The sequence below is a fragment of the Marinobacter sp. UBA3604 genome (assembly GCF_002375325.1).
GTDB classification, from domain to species: domain Bacteria; phylum Pseudomonadota; class Gammaproteobacteria; order Pseudomonadales; family Oleiphilaceae; genus Marinobacter; species Marinobacter salarius.
In genome coordinates this window covers 40,716-59,451 of record NZ_DFMB01000002.1, presented here as the reverse complement: position 1 = coordinate 59,451, position 18,736 = coordinate 40,716, and the positions used below count along the sequence as shown (strand labels likewise).

18 protein-coding genes and 1 pseudogene are annotated in these 18,736 nt (G+C 57.4%); 11 read left to right on the top strand and 8 right to left on the bottom strand.

The window, feature by feature from the left end; translation table 11 throughout:
- The first annotated feature begins 4 nt into the window (after positions 1-4).
- Genes B2590_RS00565 through tenA form a run of 5 tightly spaced genes read left to right on the top strand, consistent with a single transcriptional unit; the run spans position 5 to position 8,694 of the window.
- A complete protein-coding gene (locus B2590_RS00565; RefSeq protein ID WP_075196979.1) occupies positions 5-730 on the top strand; it encodes a hypothetical protein in 726 nt (241 codons plus the stop codon).
- A gap of 19 nt (positions 731-749) precedes the next feature.
- On the top strand, positions 750-5,804 hold the full coding sequence (locus tag B2590_RS00560; RefSeq protein ID WP_286811886.1) for a diguanylate cyclase: 5,055 nt from the start codon (positions 750-752) through the stop codon (positions 5,802-5,804).
- Between the two features lie 41 nt (positions 5,805-5,845).
- On the top strand, positions 5,846-7,027 hold the full coding sequence (locus B2590_RS00555; RefSeq protein ID WP_007152694.1) for an AAA family ATPase: 1,182 nt from the start codon (positions 5,846-5,848) through the stop codon (positions 7,025-7,027).
- 2 nt (positions 7,028-7,029) lie between these two features.
- The gene (locus B2590_RS00550) at positions 7,030-8,010 is read left to right on the top strand and encodes a ribonuclease Z (protein ID WP_286811887.1); all 981 of its coding nucleotides are present in this window, start codon (positions 7,030-7,032) and stop codon (positions 8,008-8,010) included.
- 15 nt (positions 8,011-8,025) lie between these two features.
- Positions 8,026-8,694 (top strand): thiaminase II, encoded by a 669-nt coding sequence (gene tenA / locus B2590_RS00545; RefSeq protein ID WP_007152696.1) that lies wholly within the window; start codon positions 8,026-8,028, stop codon positions 8,692-8,694.
- Between the two features lie 11 nt (positions 8,695-8,705).
- Here the strand turns inward: tenA and B2590_RS00540 are convergent, their stop codons facing one another.
- Positions 8,706-9,050, bottom strand: coding sequence for a PBPRA1643 family SWIM/SEC-C metal-binding motif protein (locus B2590_RS00540; RefSeq protein WP_007152697.1), 345 nt, complete (start codon positions 9,048-9,050; stop codon positions 8,706-8,708).
- Between the two features lie 198 nt (positions 9,051-9,248).
- Here B2590_RS00540 and B2590_RS19220 point away from each other — a divergent pair, with 198 nt between their 5' ends.
- On the top strand, positions 9,249-9,572 hold the full coding sequence (locus B2590_RS19220; RefSeq protein ID WP_007152700.1) for a 2OG-Fe(II) oxygenase: 324 nt from the start codon (positions 9,249-9,251) through the stop codon (positions 9,570-9,572).
- Positions 9,573-9,595: 23 nt separating this feature from the next.
- Here B2590_RS19220 and B2590_RS00530 read toward each other — a convergent pair whose 3' ends face one another.
- The 4 genes and pseudogenes from B2590_RS00530 to B2590_RS00515 all read right to left on the bottom strand — a co-directional run bounded on the left by B2590_RS00530 (position 9,596) and on the right by B2590_RS00515 (position 12,507).
- The gene (locus tag B2590_RS00530; RefSeq protein WP_127401777.1) at positions 9,596-10,318 is read right to left on the bottom strand and encodes a DnaJ domain-containing protein; all 723 of its coding nucleotides are present in this window, start codon (positions 10,316-10,318) and stop codon (positions 9,596-9,598) included.
- A 58-nt stretch (positions 10,319-10,376) separates the two neighbouring features.
- On the bottom strand, positions 10,377-11,072 hold the full coding sequence (locus tag B2590_RS00525; RefSeq protein ID WP_007152702.1) for a hypothetical protein: 696 nt from the start codon (positions 11,070-11,072) through the stop codon (positions 10,377-10,379).
- A gap of 46 nt (positions 11,073-11,118) precedes the next feature.
- Entirely contained in the window at positions 11,119-11,574 is a 456-nt protein-coding gene (locus B2590_RS00520) for a GatB/YqeY domain-containing protein (RefSeq protein ID WP_036209299.1), read from the bottom strand.
- 22 nt (positions 11,575-11,596) lie between these two features.
- Positions 11,597-12,507: pseudogene (locus B2590_RS00515) on the bottom strand (LysR family transcriptional regulator).
- A gap of 202 nt (positions 12,508-12,709) precedes the next feature.
- Here B2590_RS00515 and B2590_RS00510 point away from each other — a divergent pair.
- Genes B2590_RS00510 through gloA form a run of 3 tightly spaced genes read left to right on the top strand, consistent with a single transcriptional unit; the run spans position 12,710 to position 15,485 of the window.
- The gene (locus B2590_RS00510) at positions 12,710-13,255 is read left to right on the top strand and encodes a hypothetical protein (RefSeq protein WP_197061339.1); all 546 of its coding nucleotides are present in this window, start codon (positions 12,710-12,712) and stop codon (positions 13,253-13,255) included.
- A gap of 52 nt (positions 13,256-13,307) precedes the next feature.
- Positions 13,308-14,888: a GMC family oxidoreductase gene (locus B2590_RS00505; protein WP_036209290.1), complete on the top strand. Its 1,581-nt coding sequence runs from the start codon at positions 13,308-13,310 to the stop codon at positions 14,886-14,888.
- 45 nt (positions 14,889-14,933) lie between these two features.
- Positions 14,934-15,485 carry a lactoylglutathione lyase gene (gene gloA / locus B2590_RS00500; RefSeq protein WP_036209287.1) on the top strand — a complete coding sequence of 184 codons (552 nt, stop codon included), beginning with the start codon at positions 14,934-14,936 and terminating at the stop codon, positions 15,483-15,485.
- A 17-nt stretch (positions 15,486-15,502) separates the two neighbouring features.
- Here the strand turns inward: gloA and B2590_RS00495 are convergent, their stop codons facing one another.
- A complete protein-coding gene (locus B2590_RS00495; RefSeq protein ID WP_156105517.1) occupies positions 15,503-15,667 on the bottom strand; it encodes a hypothetical protein in 165 nt (54 codons plus the stop codon).
- Between the two features lie 75 nt (positions 15,668-15,742).
- Here B2590_RS00495 and B2590_RS00490 point away from each other — a divergent pair, with 75 nt between their 5' ends.
- A complete protein-coding gene (locus B2590_RS00490) occupies positions 15,743-16,411 on the top strand; it encodes a glutathione S-transferase (protein ID WP_036209284.1) in 669 nt (222 codons plus the stop codon).
- Between the two features lie 160 nt (positions 16,412-16,571).
- Positions 16,572-17,069, top strand: a complete 498-nt coding sequence (locus B2590_RS00485; protein WP_036209281.1) for a DUF2780 domain-containing protein — start codon at positions 16,572-16,574, stop codon at positions 17,067-17,069.
- A gap of 27 nt (positions 17,070-17,096) precedes the next feature.
- Here the strand turns inward: B2590_RS00485 and B2590_RS00480 are convergent, their stop codons facing one another.
- Positions 17,097-17,513 (bottom strand): acyl-CoA thioesterase, encoded by a 417-nt coding sequence (locus B2590_RS00480; protein WP_036209279.1) that lies wholly within the window; start codon positions 17,511-17,513, stop codon positions 17,097-17,099.
- A 15-nt stretch (positions 17,514-17,528) separates the two neighbouring features.
- Positions 17,529-18,665 carry a zinc-dependent alcohol dehydrogenase family protein gene (locus tag B2590_RS00475; RefSeq protein WP_007152707.1) on the bottom strand — a complete coding sequence of 379 codons (1,137 nt, stop codon included), beginning with the start codon at positions 18,663-18,665 and terminating at the stop codon, positions 17,529-17,531.
- Positions 18,666-18,736: the final 71 nt, after the last annotated feature.

Genomic DNA, 18,736 nt, shown 5'->3' with positions numbered 1-18,736 from the left:
TCTCATGCCGTCTTTCCCGCCAGCCCTGGCACACAATGCCATCGAAGAGATCCTGCCGGATCTGTTTTTTGTCAGTGGTGCCATGGAAACCGTCCTTATGGACCTGGATTGGCAATTCAGCCGCAACATGACCATCGTCCGTGACGGTGAACGGCTGATCCTCATCAATACGGTCCGCCTTGATGATGACGGCCTGGCGGAACTGGACCGACTGGGAAAAGTAACCGACGTGATTCGGCTTGGCGCTCTGCATGGGCGTGACGATGCGTTCTATGTTGACCGTTACCAGGCGCAGTACTGGGTGATGCCAGGTCTGGAACCGGAGGACCAAAGCGGGTCTGAAAGAGAGGCAAACGTCCTCGGCCAGACGCTGCCCCTGAGTGACGCATCGCTATTTCAGTTCCAAACTACCAAACTTCCTGAAGGCGTACTCCACCTCCAGCGGGATGGCGGCATCCTGATAGCCTGTGACGCCCTGCAGAACTGGCTGAAACCCGACGAGCACTTCTGCGACGCCTCGCGACAGCGAATGGAGCAGATGGGCTTCTTCACACCCGCCAACATTGGCCCAGTCTGGCTGCAGGCGGCGGAACCTGCTGCCGAGGATTTTAACCGCCTCAAAACACTGAACTTCAAACACGTTCTCTGTGGCCATGGCCAACCCCTACTGGACAACGCCAAAGAGGACTTCAGCGCCACCTTCGATCGAGTGTTCCATTGCCAGGCGTGATCCCCAGGAGCGGCACCTGATGCAGAGCGAATTACAGCTGCCCGGATACACAATCTCCTTCTGCCTCTGGAGAAAAGCAGGCCGGGCGGTCTATCGCGCACGGCGACTCTCGGACGGTGCAGACGTCTGCATTGAAACCCTTGATACCGAATATCCCGACCGCAGGCAGGTGGCCACGCTCAATCACGAAGCCAGCATTGCTTCACGGCTCGACGGCGTGAAAGGCGTACGCAGGGTTCATGACATACTGCCACACGGTAGTGGGAACCTGGCGCTCATCACCGATCCCTGTGAGCGTTCGCTTGCCTCGGTAATGGCCGAGAGCCGTAACAGACGCTCGCCCCTGCCCCAGGCGCTGAAAATAGCCCAGGCCCTGGTACAGATTCTGAGCGACATCCACGCACAGGACATCGTGCACAAGTCGCTGACACCCCATAACGTCCTGTTTGACTCAAGAAGTGGCGCACTGGTGCTGTCGGGGTTCAATATAGCATCGGAGCTGGGGCAGGAGCGGCAGGCCAAACAGCTGCCCAATCAGCCCGAGGCGGCATTGGCCTACATGTCGCCGGAACAGACCGGGCGCATGAATCGGAGCCTCGACTACCGCTCGGACTACTATTCCCTCGGCTTGCTGCTGTTTGAACTTCTGACCGGCCAACCTCCGTTTACAGCCAACAATACCCTGGAGTGGGTACACAGCCACATAAGTCGTCTGCCTCCGGCGCCTCACACCGTGTTTGAGGACATACCCGAGGCCCTTTCAGACATTGTGCTGAAGCTTCTGGCCAAATCCCCGGAAGAACGTTATCAAAGCAGCCTGGGCCTGCTGCACGACCTATCCCGTTGCGCCACGTCGATAGAACAGGATCTGCCACTGCTGCCCTTCACACTGGGTGAAAAGGATCATCTGCAGAAGTTTCTGATTCCCCAGGCACTTTACGGCCGTGAGCGCGAGCTGCAGGAGCTGCTGGGCCTGTTCGAGCAGGCGGTGGAGGGACGATCCCGCTTCTGCCTGGTTCACGGCTACTCCGGCGTTGGCAAGTCGGCACTGGTCAACGAAATTGATCGCTACCAGATCCGCGAACGCGGCTTCCTGGTCCAGGGCAAGTTCGACCAGTTCCAGCAAAGCGAAGCCTACTCAGCACTGGCAGCCACCTTTCGTGCCCTCGTGCAGCAAATCATGCTAGAGCCCGACAACCAGCTTGACTGCTGGCGCACCGAACTGCTTGGTGCGCTGGGGCCCAACGGCGCCCTGGTGATCGACCTGGTACCGGAGCTGGCGCTGATTATCGGCGAACAACCCCCTGTGACCGAGCTGCCACCCTCAGAGAGCCGTAACCGGTTGCAGCTGGTACTGACCGCATTCCTGCGAGTGTTTGCCGGCGAAGGCCATCCGGTCGTGCTGTTCCTGGACGATCTGCAGTGGAGCGACACCCCAACCCTCGACCTGATACGCCGTATAGTCACCTCCAGGGACCAGAGCCACCTGCTGTTGATTGGCGCCTATCGCAGCAATGAAGTCGGCCCTGGGCACCCGCTCAGATTGCTCCTGGATGACCTCAACAACCATCGGCGAATTCATCAGATCCCTGTGGGGCCGCTTGATGAATCGTCGGTGGACCAAATGGTGGCCGATGCCCTGCGTTGCGAGCCGGAAACGAGCCGCACACTGAGCGAGATGCTGTTTCACCGCGCCCAGGGCAACCCCTTCTTTACCAACGAGTTGCTGCGACAGTTCCATGCCCAGGGGGCAATCTGGTCAGATTCGGGCAGTGGCCAATGGCACTGGCAGCTCGACAGGGCCAGTTGGGATGAAACCAGCCATGACGTGGTTGAGTTCATGCTGGATAACCTGCGACAGCTCCCGGACGAAACACAGAACGTACTTCAACTGGCCGCCAGCATCGGGAATACCTTTACCCTGCAAACGCTCGCCACCATCTACGAGCATACCGTTGCGGAAACCGCCCGGGCCCTTCTGCCGGCGTTGAAACAGTACACCGTGCTGCCGCTACACAGTGATTATCGCCTGGCGAGACACCAGGACGAAGAGCGGGTGCTCAACCCCAGCTATCGTTTTCAGCATGACCGTGTGCAGCAGGCTGCCTACAACCTCATTGCGACCGACGAGCTCCCCAGGGTACACCTAACGGTCGGGCGCCTGATGTTACAACACGGCGGCGGGCAGGTCGCCGATGACCAATTGATTGATATCGTGAATCATCTCAATCAGGGGCGCGCGCTGATCCAGTCCGGGTCAGAACGCCTTCAACTGGCCGAGTTCAACCTTCGTGCCGGCAGTCGCGCCCGACAAACCTCGGCCTATCAACAGGCACTCGACTACTTGCAGGTCGCCGAGGAATTGCTGCCAGACGACGCCTGGTCACAGATGCCCTCACTGATGGCCACATTGGCGTCAGAGATACAGCTTTGCCTCTACCTCACCGGACGTACCGAAGAGGCCGACCATTGGTTGGAGCAGATGCTGGACCATGCGGACTCCCGGCTGCATCGCGCCGACATTCTCGCCATACGTACCCGGCAGAATGCCACGCTGGGTAGAATGGAGGCGTCTATTCACGCTGCCATTGAGGGGCTGGCACTATTGGGTGTCAATTTCACCGAACACCCCAGCCAGCACGATATCGATGTCGAACGCCAACGGGTACTGACGAACCTGGCTGGCCGCGAAATCACCGACCTGGTTGATGCTCCTGTCATCGAAGACCCAGCCACATTGACCGCCATGCGTCTGCTGATGGAAATCTTTGCGGCCGCGTTTCTCTCCGGCAGCAAGCTGTTCAGCTACCTGGTGCTAAAAGCGGTTAACCTGGCTTTGCATCGGGGCAACTGCCCGGAATCGGCGTTTGCCTATGCCGCCTACGGCATGCTTTTGTGTGGTGAGCTGGACGAGCCCGCCCTGGGCTATCAGTACGCCAAGGTTGGCCTGGCCATCAATGAACGGCTTGATGACCTCAGCCTGAGGGCGCGCGTTATCTATGTATACGCCATGTTCGTTCATCACTGGAGCAACCACTGGGCAACGCTCACGCCCTGGTTCCGCAAGGGCATCGAAGCCGGCTATCAATCCGGCGACCTGCTCTATCTGGCCTACAGTGCCCAGGACTGCGTGATCTGGGACCCGGGCATGGATCTGGAAACCGCAAGCCAGTTGCATCAGGAAAACCTCGACATCGTTCGCGAGTGCGCCTACCAGGATTCGCTGGACTCCGGTTCCCTCTTCCTACAGATGCAGCGCAATTTTCTTGGCACCACCCACTCACCGGCCAGTCTGAGCACCGATGATTTTGATGACCAGGCGTGTCTCGAGGCAATGAGTACGCGCCAGTTCATGACCGGCATTGCCAATCATCATATCTACAGTGCCGAGATCAACCTGCTCTACGGGAACTACGAACAGGCACTGCACTTTGTCAGAAAGCAGGACAAGCTAATCAAGTCCGCGATGTCCCTGCCCCAGCTCGTGCGTTTCTACATTGTTGCCAACCTCACCCTCACGACCCTATTCCCCACCATGAACAGGGCTGACCAACAGGCCACACGAGAACGCCTGGAACGGGACCTGGCGCGCATGACCCGTTGGGCGGACAATTGCGAAGCGAATTTCCGCCACCTTCAATGGCTGATGACCGCAGAACTCGCCCGCCTGGATGGCAGGCACGACGCCGCACTGGAGCTCTATGACACGGCCATCGACACGGCACGGGCAAACGGCTTCCTGCGCGATGAGGCCACTGCCTTTGAGCGCGCCGCACGGCACCTGCTGGCAGTGGGTAAACGGCGTTCAGCCGAGGGTTATCTCCGTGGTGCCCACGGGGTATACAACCGCTGGGGCGCACAACGCAAGGTAGAACAGCTGGAAGACGAGTTCCCGGTGCTTCGTCAGTGGGTTCAGGCCCACCTCAGCCCACCAGGAAGCCATTTGGCCAGTCTCGACCTGGCATCGGTTATGAAAGCCTCCCGTGAGATCTCCGGCGAGATGGTGCTGGACCAGCTGTTGCAGAAAACCCTGGCGATTCTGCTGGAAAATGCCGGTGGGCAATGGGGCTGCCTGATTGTCCGGGCCGGTGGTGCGTTCAGTGTCGAGGCCATAATCCGGCCAGAGCAGCCGTCACCACAGGTTGAGATCCCTACCCACTCAACACTCAGCGATCGTCAGGGCAAGGCCCTCGCCCTGCCAATGAGCGTGATCAGCCAGGTGTTTCAAAGGGGCGAAGCCGTGGTCCTGCACGATGCCATGGCCGACGGCCCGTTTGTGAACGACCCCTACACTGTTCACCTGCATCCACGATCAGTACTGTGTGTCCCTATCATCGTGCGGGAACGTTTTGAGGCGGCGGTCTACATGGAGAACAACCTGACCGACGCCGTCTTCACCGACGACCGGGTGGAATTGATTCAACTGCTCTCCGCCCAGGCGGCTGTCGCCATCGAAAACGCCCGGCTCTACACCCAGGTACAGGACCATTCCCGGCTCCAGGAAGAGAAAGTGGTTGAACGCACGGCAGAGCTGGAAGAACTCAATGAAGAACTGCAACGCCTGGCCGACCGCGATGGCCTGACCGGCGTCGCTAACAGGCGTTCCGGTGACGCCTACCTCAAAGACACCTGGCTGCGCCTGAGAAGGCAGCCCCAGCCCTTATCTGTGGTTATGCTCGATGTGGATCACTTCAAGCACTTCAACGACAATTACGGCCACCAGATGGGTGACGAATGCCTGATCCGGGTTGCCGAGACACTGCAGGCGCAACTGCAGCGCTCAACCGACATGGTGGCGCGCTACGGGGGAGAAGAGTTCATTCTGATACTCCCCAATACTGACGAAAATGGTGCGATACAGGTCGCTGAAAATGCCCGCGTTGCCATCGAAGCATTGGACATCAGGCACGACCATTCAACGGCGCGAGATTGCATCACCGTCAGCGTGGGCTGCGCCACCATCGTTCCCGATGACAAGAGCAGTCTCGAAGAATTGGTCTTTGCCGCCGATGCCGCACTCTACAAAGCCAAAGAGAGCGGCCGAAACCGAATTCAAGCGGCTGAGAGCGCTTGAGATAACGAGACTTTTTTACCAAACTCAGTGATCTTGAGATTATGATCAACGCATTTGCCGTATCCAACTACCGCAGCCTCAAGAGTATCGTCGCGCCCCTGACCGGCCTCAATGTGGTAACCGGGCCCAACGGCTGCGGCAAATCCAACCTTTACAAGTCTCTGCGGTTACTGGCTGAAACCGCAAAGGGCAACTTAATCTCGTCGATCGCGCAGGAAGGCGGGCTGGATTACACGTTCTGGGCAGGGCCGGAGACCTTTACCAAAGGCATGAAAGACGGTGTCGATCCCGTACAGGGCTCTGCCAAAAAACAGAACAGCCGGCTCAGACTCGGCTTCGTGGGTGAAGACTTCGGCTACGCCATCTCACTGGGTATGCCCGCCCCTCAGGGATTTGCGGGCTACCAGGACCCGTCCATGTTTCAGTTTGACCCGGAAATCAAGCGCGAGTGCATTTGGGCGGGAGACGTCTGCCGTCCCAGCAGTTGCCTGATTGACCGGGTCGGGCCTGTGGTGAAAGTGCGCAACGGTCGTAAATGGGAAGTCTACAACGCCCACCTCAACACCTACGAAAGCATCCTCAACGAAATCAGCGATCCGGTGGCTGTGCCCGAGGTTCATGCTGTCCGGCAAACCATCCGCAACTGGCGCTTCTACGACCAGTTCCGAACCGATCCCCAGTCCATCATCCGCACTCCCCAAATCGGTACGCGAACGCCGGTGCTTGATCACGACGGCCATAGCCTGGTCGCGGCTCTGCGGACCATCCACGAGATTGGCGACCGGGCGGCGTTGTACGATGCCATTGAGGATGCCTTTCCCGGGGCAACCATCAACTTTGAGGCAGACTCCGGCAACCGTTTCATACTGCAGTTTTTGCAGGAGGGGTTGCTGCGCCCCTTAAACCAGGCGGAGCTGTCGGACGGCACGCTTCGTTACCTGTTGCTGGTAGCCGCACTACTCACGCCAAGACCACCGTCACTATTGGTGCTTAATGAACCGGAAACCAGCCTGCACCCGGACTTGCTGCCTGCCTTGGGGCGCCTGATCAATCGAGCATCACGTGAAACCCAGGTGTGGGTCGTTTCCCACGCACCACGTTTGGTGGCAACTCTGGAACAGGATGGCGACTGTAACTCCATCGCCCTGAACAAGGACCTTGGCGAAACCATCGTCCTGGGGCAGGGTTTGTTGGATGCGCCACCCTGGCAATGGGCGGATTAACAATGGAGTTCACCTTCCTGGGCACATCCGCCGGCACCCCGACACGGTCACGAAATGTGAGCGGCTTGGCCTTGTGTCACTCCGGTCCCAAACCCTGGTATTTGATCGACTGCGGTGAAGGCACGCAGCACCAGTTGCTTCGCACCCGCTACTCGGTTGTGCAATTGCGCGCCATCTTTATCACCCATATCCACGGCGATCACACGTTCGGCCTTCCAGGGCTGCTCACCAGCGCCTCCATGCTTGGCCGCACGGAACCGCTGGACATCGTTGCCCCCACCCAGGTACAACGCTTCATCAGCGCAGTGCTCGCAAACAGCGACTCCAGTCTCAGCTACTCGCTAAACTTTATCGATTCCGAAGCATCGGATTTCCAGTGGCAGGATGAGCACGTCAGGGTTACCAATGTGGCACTGTCCCATCGTGTCGACTGCCGCGCCTATGTGTTCACCGAGCAAAGCCTGGAGCGACAACTACTGCGGGACAAATTAAGCGCGGAAGGCATCGAGCCCGGACCCGGCTGGGGCGAATTGCAGAAAGGCAACGATATAACGCTGGAGGATGGCCGCCTGCTCAGAAGTGACGATTACACACACATTCCCCGCACGGCCCGCCGCCTGATCGTCGCCGGCGACAACGACACCCCAGACCTGCTGGCCGATGCCTGCAACGGCACCCACGTGCTGATCCACGAAGCCACCTATACCCAGGACGTGGCCGACCGGGTCGGCCCCTGGCCACAACACAGCTCCGCTGAACAGGTCGCCCGATTCGCCCAACAAGCTCACTTGCCCAACCTGGTGTTGACCCATTTCAGCTCACGTTACCAGTCCGGGCCGGGAGGCGCGCCCCACATCAACCAACTGGCGGCCGAAGCCATGCAGCACTACAAGGGCCAACTGTTTCTGGCGCAGGATTTTGATACCTATCGGCTGGAAAAGGATTTGTCGTTGAGTTGCCTGACCCAAACACATTCAATCTGACGAAGGATATTCACAATGACGTATCAGTTCGAAGACCTAAGGAAGGCTTGCCGGACAGAATGGCGCGACTACATTGAACACAGTTTCGTAAAGCAGTTAGGCGATGCGTCGCTCGCTCCCGAAGCGTTTCAGCACTACCTCAAGCAGGATTACCTGTTCCTGATCCAGTTTGCCCGCGCCTTCGCCCTGGCGGCCTACAAAAGCCCAACCTTGCTGGATCTCCGCCAGGCAAAGGAAGGCTTGCAGGCCATCGTGGATGTAGAGCTGGACCTACACATCAGCTACTGCAAGGAATGGGGCATTTCAGAAGCAGAACTTGCCAACCTGCCGGAAGCGCGCGCCACCCTTGCCTACACACGCTATGTGCTCGACACGGGCAACCGCGGCGATTTGCTCGACCTGCATGTTGCGCTCTCACCCTGCATGGTGGGCTACGGGGAAATCGCCAATTGGCTGAACAAACGGGCAGAAACCATTCGGGGAGACAAAAACCCGTATGACGCCTGGATCGCCATGTATGAAAGCGACGAGTTCCAGCAGGCCATGCACGCGGAAATCCAGTGGCTGGATGAACGACTGGCGGATGTATCCCCCGCCAGGTTCGAGCAGCTTACCCGGATATTCAGCGACGCCACCCGGCTGGAAATCGATTTCTGGGAAATGGGTCTGAAACAGAGCGATTGAGAAACGCGTGGTCAACCACAGCACTTCTTGAACTTGGCACCACTCCCGCAATGGCAAGGATCATTGCGGGAAGGCAGTTTCGCCGTGGTCACCGTCGCCCCTTTGTTCAGGAGTGCCGTCAGTTCGGTGATGAATTCAACCGCACCCTCGCGGGCATCCACTGTAATGTTGGCATGCAGATTGGCTTCCGCCACCTGAGCTTCGACCTCCTGCCTGCGCGCCTCACTGGTAACCACCAGTGTTAGCGGAAACTTCTTGCTGCCACTCTTCTGACTGGCCTTGGTCTGGAAGCCACCATGGGCGGTGTGGTGCTGGCGCGCGTCCTGCCGGCCTTTGTAGAAGAACTTGTCTGACATGCTGAAATCTCGATGAATGGAAGAGTACCCGGCGCCCGAAAAAAGCGAGCGAGCACCGGGCGAGACGTTTTAGCATGCTTATTGAATTGGATATATAGGCATAAGTGGAAATTCGATGAACCTGCCCCAAAGTTGACCACGCCCCGACGGAGCCCGCAAACTGAACGAACACATCATTCCACAAAAAATCCACATCCGATGCCAGCAAACGTAAAAACCCGGATTTTGTTCCGCTCCAAACGCCTGAACCTGTACCTCGTCCGCTACCCAGAAGGTCACAAGGTGGGACCGCACCTGGACATGACTTCCGAAGGCCGGCTGTACAAACTCAATTGTGTTCTGGTAAAGCCCAAAGCAGGCGGTGAGTTCATCTGCGAAAAGAACATTTTCAACTTGTTTGGCCGGGTATACCTGTTTCGACCAGATCTCTACCAACACCGGGTTTCGAAGATTGAACGTGGGAATCGTTGGTTGCTCAGCTTTGCACTTAACACATCGGGTAACGTTCCCCTGGCACAATGATCGCCTAGATCCGACAGAAGCCGTCAGCCCAACAAACACGCCTTGGCCTCGTTGATGCGGGCGGCCAAATAGTTACTCCCACCGCGGTCCGGGTGTACTTTCTGCATCATCCTGCGGTGGGCCTGAATGATCTCGTCCTGTGTTGCACCGGGCTTCAGCCCCAAGATGTCCAGTGCTTCGCTCTCGGTAAGTGGACCGCCAGCATTGGCTTGTTCTTCGGATTCTTCGCCTCCAGCGCTGGCCTCATCGTCAGCACGCCATGAGTCACCAAACCGGCGGTCAAGATAACTTTCCAGCAGCCGGGCGGAGTCCTCGTCGTGCGCCCGGCAGTATCGCAACAGCTCAAGAAATTCACTTTCGCCCAGGTCCGCCAGCTCTCGCCCGGCCATGGGGCCTTTCAGGACCTTGCCACTCATGGTGCCGGAGTCATGATCCAGGCTCATTTCCAGAATGTCGCCGGAGACATGGGATTGGTTGCCCGAACTTGCGTTTGCATCTCCCGTTCCGGCCCCCGCCATGCGCCCCGTCAACAATGATGGCAGCACCCGGCGTAGCAGTGGATAGAGAAACGCCAACAACGCGAATAAGGCGTGCAAGCGGCCGGTAACGGCCATCAGAACCACTATCCCGATAGCGGCCATCAAGGCCAGCTTTATCATCGCCGGCTTACGTTGGCTGGCCGGCTGGTTGCGCAGCCAGACCCACGCAACAACCGACAGTGCTATGACCAGAAGCGTTAGTGGCACTCAGATACCCCGGAACTCATCGGTCCATCGATGGCTTGAACGTGGATTGAAACAAGCGCTACTTGATCTGCTGGGTCAAGCGCTTGACCTCTGGAGAGCTGCGGCTGGAAAAATCCTGCAGGGCCTTGGCTCCCCCGGAAGCATAGACCGCCACCGCAGCCATAAGATCCTTGAGAACCTGCGGACTGTTGCGATCGAAGGGGGCATAAGCCCCACCAGACAACTTGCTCACCTGCTGGAACACCTCTCTGGCATGAGCATCGGCGCCCTCGTGGAACATGAACACCGGCGTTCGCAGCATCCCCAGCTCCCCCGCGGTATGGCACAGTTCGTCCACCGGTTCCTCGCAACAGTCGCCAATAAACACCACCGCCCTTACGGCCTTTTCCCGGGTTTCCTTCACGGCATGAGCCAACACCCGGCTGATCTGGGTGCGCCCACCCAGGCAGGAAACGCCGTTCATCAGGTTCAACAACTGACCGGTCTCCGTCACAAACCCTGTGGCCTTGAACTCGCCAAAGCCGCGGTAGTAACAAAGCTGGATAGCCAAACCACCCAAATCCCGGGTCGCCATGAACAGTTCACTCTGCAAGTGGCAGGCCTCATCCCAGGTTGCCTCCCGGCTGGCGGTGGCATCCAGCGCGAATATCAGCCTACCCTGCCCGCCACCCTGTTTAGGCAGTGTGCGAACCTCGTTGATAAACTGGTCGATGGCCTGTCTATCGGATTTGGGGCGCAGTTCTTTGTCGGCCATAGTGGTCCTTTCTCGTTTACCAGTGCGTCACGCACCTGGGTTACCATCAGCCCGCCAGTGCTGCCCGCACCTTCTTGCTCAGGTGGCCCATATCAACCCGGCCAAGCACCTGGGGCTTTAGCTCGTTCATCACTTTGCCCATATCCTGCATTCCCTGTGCATCGGTAGCGCTGATGGTCATTCGAATCAGGCCGTCCAGATCATCCTCATTCAGGGCCGCAGGCATGAATTCCTCAATGATTACCATTTCCGCTCTTTCATTGTCACCCAACTCCTCGCGCCCCGCCTCATCGTACTGACTGGCGGCGTCACGGCGCTGTTTGAGCATCTTGTCCAACACCTTTAGGACATCCTCGTCGCTCAAATCACGGCGCTCATCAATCTCAATCTGCTTGACTGCCGCCTGCGCCATACGCAGGGTGACAAGCCGGGTTTTGTCCTTGTTCCGCATTGCATTTTTCACTGCAGTGTTGAGTTGTTCCTTAAGTGATGGTTCCGACATTGTCGACCTCCTGATCTATGGGTTAAAGGGTTGAGGGAAACCGTCGCTCGTCCGAGAATCCATCGGCCAAGGTATCAAACACCCTGCGGACTCGCGGCGGTACAGGCCCGCGCTGTGGTCGATATACGTAAAGCGGCAAAGGGGGCGGTTCAAACTGGCGTAGGACGGGCACCAACAACCCGTCACGGATGTAAGGAATCACCAGAAATGCCGCGATTTGCCCGAAAACCCAACCATTGAGTACGGCCTGCAGCTCTGCTTCCGGATCATCGGACACAAACCGGGGCGATTGAGGCGCATGGGTAAAGCCATTGAACCGCCAGGGCCAAATCCGGCCGGAATTCCGATCAATTCGGCCAGAAACTGGCCGGGCGATCAAGTCTGCTATCTTTTGTGGTTCGCCGACATCCTTCACCAAATCAGGTGTTGCAACCACCAGCAAAGGCACTTTGCCGGCCTCTTTGGCCACAAACGGTTGTCTCGTAGAGCTCCCACGCGGATGCCAATATCAATCTGGGCCCCCACCGTGTCTGTCACCTCATCTTCCAGCCGAAGATCAATCAGGCACTCAGGGGACGCTTTGATCAAAGGCGCAAGAAGTGGCAAAACATGCCCTCTTCCTACGGAGTGGGGAGCAGTGATTCCAACCCGTCCCGCATACCGTCCGTTTTCTGGTGCCTTGGTGTGATCGAACAATAACTCAAGCTCGGACATCAAGCTGTTGGATTCTCTCAGGAATTGCTCACCGAACTGGGTGATCTGGATCTGCCGAGTGCTTCGATGAAACAGTAATTCGCCAAGCTGATCTTCAAGTTCCTTAACAGCTCTGCTGATGGTCTGCGGAGATGTTTGAAGTTGAAAGGCAGCCTCACGAAAGCTGCTAGAACGCGCTGCGGTGGCAAAAATCTTTAACAGGCGAAAACGATCGTACATGGCCTCCTGTGCCCTCCGGCAGGTTACGCATTCAGTGTTCCATTTTTTGGAATTAAGAAAGCCAGAATTTTTCCTTCCAGACTGGGTTCATCCCTGACTACTCTGAGATTACTCCAAACGACCGTACCAAAACCACAACAACAAATCGGGAGTCAGGTTGCCTTGCTGTTTTAGCATGGCCTGCCGCTCCGAGGGAGTAACCATGTCATTATCCCGAAGAAGTTTCCTGAGAAACAGCCGGAACGCGCTGATTGGAACCCTGGCCTTCAGCAATGGCGCCATTGCGCTGCTCGCGCCCTCAAAAGCCTGGTCCATGCCGCTGCAGCAACTAAGCAGCGCAGAGGGCGAGACCATCCTCAAGCTTACCCGGCACATATTCCCCCACAACAGGCTGGAAGACGCGGTTTACGCCTTTGTTGTCAGAGACCTGGACAAAGCCGCCAGTAACGCCGACGCTCTCGCGCTTCTGACCAGTGGAGTCAAGGACATTAACCACCGCGCGGGTGGGCAATGGATGTCCCTCAGCTCTGACGAACAATTCCGCCATGTGGAAGCAATTTCAGATTCACCGTTCTTCGAGAAGATCCGAAGTACCGCTGTGGTCTCGCTTTACAACAACGAACTGGCCTTTGCCCATTTCGGTTATGAGGGTGAAAAAGGTGACGGCGGTTATCTGCATGCCGGCTTCGACGACCTCGACTGGTTGCCAGAACCAGCACAGGCAGATAGCGGCATCAAGCCTGCCTGACCGCTGGTCACTCCCATCAATAATTCATACAAGAACCAGTCTGGAGAGTCCCATGGCACTGACTGATAAACAAAAAACCTTTGCGCACGACGACAGCGTTGTCATTATCATAGGCTCAGGCGCCGGTGGCGGCACCCTCGCAAACGGGCTGGCCCAACAGGGCATCGATACCGTTGTACTGGAGGCAGGCCAACTGCATACCACGGCTGACTTCCTCGCCGACGAGTGGGCATCATTTTCCCAGTTGGCCTGGCTTGACCCGCGCACCACATCCGGCAGTTTCCGTCTCGCCAAAGATTTTGCTGGCCTGCCTGCGTGGATTGTCAAAGCAGTAGGCGGCACCACTATCCACTGGGCGGGCGCGAGCCTTCGCATTCAGCCCCACGAATTCAAGGCACTCACTACCTATGGTTCATTGAGCGATGCCAACCTGCTGGATTGGCCGATCGATTACGATGAACTGGCCCCTTACTACGCCAACGCCGAAAACCGCATGGGCGTAACCCGGACCAACGACATTGGCGGCTTGCCCGGCAACAACAACTTCAAGGTAATGAACGCTGGCGCCAAGAAACTCGGTTACAGCTGCAATACCGGCCACATGGCCATCAACAGCCAGCCTCGCGATGGCCGCCTGGCCTGTCAGCAACGCGGCTTTTGTTTCCAGGGCTGTCGCTTTGGCGCCAAGTGGTCAACGCTCTACACCGAGCTACCCGCAGGGGTCGCAACTGGCCACCTAGAAATCCGGCCGGAATCCCACGTTGCCCGTATCGAACACAACAAGAATGGCCGGGTAAACGCTGTTGTCTATTTCGATAAGGACGGTAAAGAGCAGCGCCAGAAGGCCCGTGTTGTGGCCGTGGCGGGCAACTCCATTGAGACACCACGCCTGTTACTCAACTCCGCTTCCAGCATGTTCCCGGATGGCCTGGCCAACAGCTCCGGGCAGGTTGGCCGAAACTACATGCGGCATATGACCGGATCAGTTTATGCCACGTTCGAGAAACCGGTTCACATGTACCGGGGCACAACCATGGCAGGCATAATCTCCGACGAAGCCCGTCACGACCCCACTCGCGGATTTGTGGGCGGGTACGAGATGGAGACGCTCTCTCTTGGCCTCCCCTTCATGGCCGCTTTCCTGAATCCCGGCGCCTGGGGCCGGGACTTCACCCGGGCGATGGACCAGTATGACCACATGGCGGGCATGTGGCTGGTCGGAGAAGATATGCCGCGGGAGTCCAACCGTATAACGCTGAATACCGACGTCAAGGATACCTACGGCATGCCGGTGGCCAACGTCCATTACGACGACCACTCTAACGACGTCGCCATGCGCCAGCATGCCTTCGAGCGTGGAGAAGCCATTTACAATGCGGTCGGAGCGACGGAAACCATCCGCACACCGCCTTACCCCTCCACGCATAACCTGGGCTCTTGCCGCATGAGTGAGAAGGCGCAGGACGGCGTCTGCAACGGTGTCGGCCAGAGCCACGACATCCCGAATCTGTTCATATCAGATGGCAGTCAGTTCACCACTTCAGCGGCGGAAAACCCCACGCTGACCATTGTGGCCCTGGCACTCCGCCAGTCTGAGAAAATGGGACAGATGCTGAAACAGGGAACGGTTTGACCCGTTCCTGCCCAGTGAACCAGAAACCACCAAGAGATAAATTGTATGAGCTTTAGCGGTGAAAACTACCCAGGCGTAAAGACTCCAACGAAAGAATCCCAAGGTTTCCGCCTCAACCACACCATGCTCCGGATCAAAGACCCGGAGCAGTCCCTGAACTTCTACACTCACATACTGGGAATGACGGTGCTGAGGAGGTTGGATTTCGAGGAAATGCAATTCTCGCTCTACTTCCTGACCAGACTGGATGACAGCCAATCAGTGCCAGAAGAAAAGAGCAACCGTACCGTCTGGACATTCAGTCAGACCGGTATTCTTGAACTGACCCACAATTGGGGGACGGAAAACCAGGAAGACTTTTCCTACCACGATGGTAACGCCCAACCTCAGGGATTCGGGCACATCTGCATCTCAGTACCAGACCTGGATTCAGCCATTGCCTGGTTCGACGCCAACAACGTGACCTACGTTAAACGCCCCGAACAAGGCAAAATGCGGGATGTTGCCTTCATCAAGGACGTTGATGGTTACTGGATAGAAATCGTTGAAGCCCAACGCCTGGGGAATCTTGGCGATGCCCGTCCCGGTGACGGTTAAACAGGCTCCTGACGGAATCAGCGGTTTAGGGGCTTTTTACCGAGAAGCACGCGAGCACCGGCAGGCCCGGTGCGCTCGACATGACGAACACCCGCAGAAAGTTCACAGACCTCTCCGGCCTCATAGGTCAGGATTCCCTCATCAGTGGCTAAAGAAAAGGGTCCCTCCAGCACCAGCAGCATGGCGGTGAACCAAAAAGCCACTTGCAGACTACACTATTACCCTGCTCATTCTTTTGACACAAGTGGAGTCACTGCATGATTACCGTTCACCACCTCAACAATTCCCGCTCACAACGCGTTCTCTGGATGCTGGAAGAATTGGGAGTGCCCTACGAAATCCAGCGTTACGAGCGTGACCCTCAAACCATGCTGGCACCGGCCAGCCTAAAAAAAGTGCACCCGCTGGGTAAATCACCGGTCATCACCGATGGCGATCTGGTGGTAGCGGAGTCAGGCGCTATTATCGAGTACCTGGCCCACACCTACGGCAAAGACACCATGTTGCCTGAAGCAGGTGGCCAGGCCTGGCTTGATTATACCTACTGGCTGCATTACGCCGAAGGCTCCCTGATGCCACCGCTGGTAATGCGCCTGGTGTTCCAGAAGGTAAAAAACAGCCCGATGCCGTTTTTTATCAAGCCGGTGGCCAAAGGCATCGCCGATAAAACTACTGCCACCTTCATCGGCCCGATGATCAAAACACACCTGGATTTTGTCGAAGCCCACCTGGCAAAAAACACCTGGTTTCTTGGCGACAACCTCAGCGCGGCGGACATTCAGATGAGCTTCCCGTTGGAAGCTTCGGTGGCACGGGGTATCGTTGGCACAGACAGGCCTCATATCAATGCGTGGGTTGAGAAAGCACACGCCAGACCCGCTTATCAGAAGGCACTTGAGAAGGGCGGTGAATACGATTTTGCCTGAGAGGACAGAGGAGGGCTCATCGCCCTCCCTTTTTTAGAAGCGAGAAGGCAACACCAAACCGATATTCAGATATGTCTCGGTTTCCCACACTTTTATTGAACGCCATCCGCCACCAAGTATAGGAGACAGATTTCGTCCATACATCCCTCAGGATCTATCAATGAACGCGACTATCAAGCAATTCCTCCTAGTTTCAAGCATTTACCTACTCGCCCCAGCCGCTAACGCCTTCGACCTTAACGACGCGCTTTCCAGCGGCTCCGAAGCAATGTCCTCGGCATCAGAAGTCAGCGGTGAAGCCCAGCAACTGGTCGGCCAACTCCAAAGCCAGCTCGGCGTCACGCAGGCCCAGGCAACAGGTGGTACTGGCGCCCTGTTACAGCTCGCAAAAAACCAGCTGGGCAACGACTCCATGAGCACCCTCACCAGCAAAGCCTCTGGCCTGTCCAGCCTGTTGGGCGGTGGTAGCAGCCTGAGCGAAAGCCTGCTCTCCAATATATCGTCGATGGACGGCGTGCGGTCGGCCTTTACAGCCCTGGGTATGGACAGCGGCATGATCCAGCAGTTTGTCCCGGTTATCATGAGCTTCCTGGGGAACCAGGGGATTGGCTCTTCGTTGCTGGGGCAACTGCAGGGCCTCTGGACACCGGACGCCTGAAGCAGTTGCCCTTCCCGAGAGCGGCGTTTACACCGTAATTCGCTCCAGGGCCTCCCGAATCCCTGGGGGAATCGGTGTCGAGGACTGGGTGGCTCGATCCACGAACACATGGACAAGCTCGCCATGTGCGGCTGCCTGGGCTTCGTTCTCCATGAAAATCCCCACTTCGTAGGTCACAGAACGGGTGCCAATTCTGGCAACCCGAACGCCGGCTTCGAGGGCATCAGGGTAGGCAACCGGCTTCTTGAACTGGCAGCTTGAACTCACCATGAAACCCACTGCCGGTGCGTTGTGTATATCAAGACCGCCTTCTTCAATGAGATAGCGGTTGATGACCGAATCGAAGTAGGAATAATAGGTCACATTGTTGACGTGACCGTAGATGTCGTTATCCATCCATCGGGTGATGATGGGGTAAAACACGGGAAAGTCAGATCGTTCCATGGAGGCAGCCTGGCGTCAGTGGTCGTCAAAAAGAATGACCTGGCGAATGGCCTTGCCGTTTGCCAATCGCTCAAAGCCTTCGTTGATCTCATCAAGGGTCAGGGTGTCGCTCAGTAGCTTGTCGACCGGCAACCGTCCCTGGCGAAACAGGCTGACGTAGCGGGCCACATCTCGCACCGGCACACAGCTTCCCACATAGCTACCCTTGAGGGTTCGTTCCTCTGCCACCAGGCTCACCTGTTGAATCGACACCTTCCTGTCAGGGTGTGCCAACCCACCTGTTACGGTTGTACCGCCACGACGAGTCAGTTGATAAGCCAACTCCAGCGCCTTTTCAGAACCCGCCATTTCGATCGCACAATCAACGCCTCCGTTGGTCAAGGCTTTCACCTGGCTCACGCAATCTTCGTCCGCCGCATTGATACCAGCGCTGGCGCCCAGGCTCTTGGCCATCGCAAGCTTGTCCTCATCCAGATCAATGGCAATGACCTGTCCTGCCCCGGCCACCAGCGCACCCAACACACTGTTCAGGCCCACGCCGCCAAGCCCGATAACGGCGACCGTCTGGCCGGCTTTGATATCGGCCGAGTTGATGGCGGCGCCCACGCCCGTCAGCACGGCACAGCCAAAGAGGGCGGCATGATGAAACGGCAGGTCTGGATCAATCCGTACCAGCGAATGTCGGGACACCACTGCGTGATCGGCGAACGCAGAGACGCCCAGGTGGTGATTCACCGGCGTACCATCCGCCCGATGCAGCCGGTGTTCGCCACCAACTAGCGTACCGGCATTGTTCGCGACGGCCGCCGGTTCGCAGAGGGCGGGGCGACCTTCGGCACAGGGGCTGCAATGCCCGCAGCTGGGAACAAAGACAGTGACCACGTGATCACCCGGGCTGAGATCTGTCACCCCTGCCCCAACGGCTTTGACCACGCCTGCCGCCTCATGGCCCAGGGCCATAGGTACGGGCCTTGGCCGGTTGCCGTCAATCACGGACAGGTCTGAATGACACAACCCCGCCGCCCGTATCTGAACCAACACCTCATGATCGCCCGGTGGATCCAGTTCCAGCTCTTCAATCGTCAGCGGTCGGTTTTCGTCGAAAGGCTGTGGCGCACCTATCGTTTCCAATACAGCGGCACGGATTTTCATAACGATGATCCTGTTGGTGTTTTTGTTCGGAATGTCCGCAAGGTACTAAGTTTCTCTGATTTAGGGAAGTT

Bases quoted from the DNA above. Each gene is read 5' to 3' on its own strand.
- B2590_RS00565 (WP_075196979.1), top strand. From the start codon at position 5: ATGCCGTCTTTCCCGCCAGCCCTGGCACACAATGCCATCGAAGAGATC.
- B2590_RS00560 (WP_286811886.1), top strand. From the start codon at position 750: ATGCAGAGCGAATTACAGCTGCCCGGATACACAATCTCCTTCTGCCTC.
- B2590_RS00555 (WP_007152694.1), top strand. From the start codon at position 5,846: ATGATCAACGCATTTGCCGTATCCAACTACCGCAGCCTCAAGAGTATC.
- B2590_RS00550 (WP_286811887.1), top strand. From the start codon at position 7,030: ATGGAGTTCACCTTCCTGGGCACATCCGCCGGCACCCCGACACGGTCA.
- tenA (WP_007152696.1), top strand. From the start codon at position 8,026: ATGACGTATCAGTTCGAAGACCTAAGGAAGGCTTGCCGGACAGAATGG.
- B2590_RS00540 (WP_007152697.1), bottom strand. From the start codon at position 9,050: ATGTCAGACAAGTTCTTCTACAAAGGCCGGCAGGACGCGCGCCAGCAC.
- B2590_RS19220 (WP_007152700.1), top strand. From the start codon at position 9,249: ATGCCAGCAAACGTAAAAACCCGGATTTTGTTCCGCTCCAAACGCCTG.
- B2590_RS00525 (WP_007152702.1), bottom strand. From the start codon at position 11,072: ATGGCCGACAAAGAACTGCGCCCCAAATCCGATAGACAGGCCATCGAC.
- B2590_RS00520 (WP_036209299.1), bottom strand. From the start codon at position 11,574: ATGTCGGAACCATCACTTAAGGAACAACTCAACACTGCAGTGAAAAAT.
- B2590_RS00510 (WP_197061339.1), top strand. From the start codon at position 12,710: ATGTCATTATCCCGAAGAAGTTTCCTGAGAAACAGCCGGAACGCGCTG.
- B2590_RS00505 (WP_036209290.1), top strand. From the start codon at position 13,308: ATGGCACTGACTGATAAACAAAAAACCTTTGCGCACGACGACAGCGTT.
- gloA (WP_036209287.1), top strand. From the start codon at position 14,934: ATGAGCTTTAGCGGTGAAAACTACCCAGGCGTAAAGACTCCAACGAAA.
- B2590_RS00495 (WP_156105517.1), bottom strand. From the start codon at position 15,667: ATGCTGCTGGTGCTGGAGGGACCCTTTTCTTTAGCCACTGATGAGGGA.
- B2590_RS00490 (WP_036209284.1), top strand. From the start codon at position 15,743: ATGATTACCGTTCACCACCTCAACAATTCCCGCTCACAACGCGTTCTC.
- B2590_RS00485 (WP_036209281.1), top strand. From the start codon at position 16,572: ATGAACGCGACTATCAAGCAATTCCTCCTAGTTTCAAGCATTTACCTA.
- B2590_RS00480 (WP_036209279.1), bottom strand. From the start codon at position 17,513: ATGGAACGATCTGACTTTCCCGTGTTTTACCCCATCATCACCCGATGG.
- B2590_RS00475 (WP_007152707.1), bottom strand. From the start codon at position 18,665: ATGAAAATCCGTGCCGCTGTATTGGAAACGATAGGTGCGCCACAGCCT.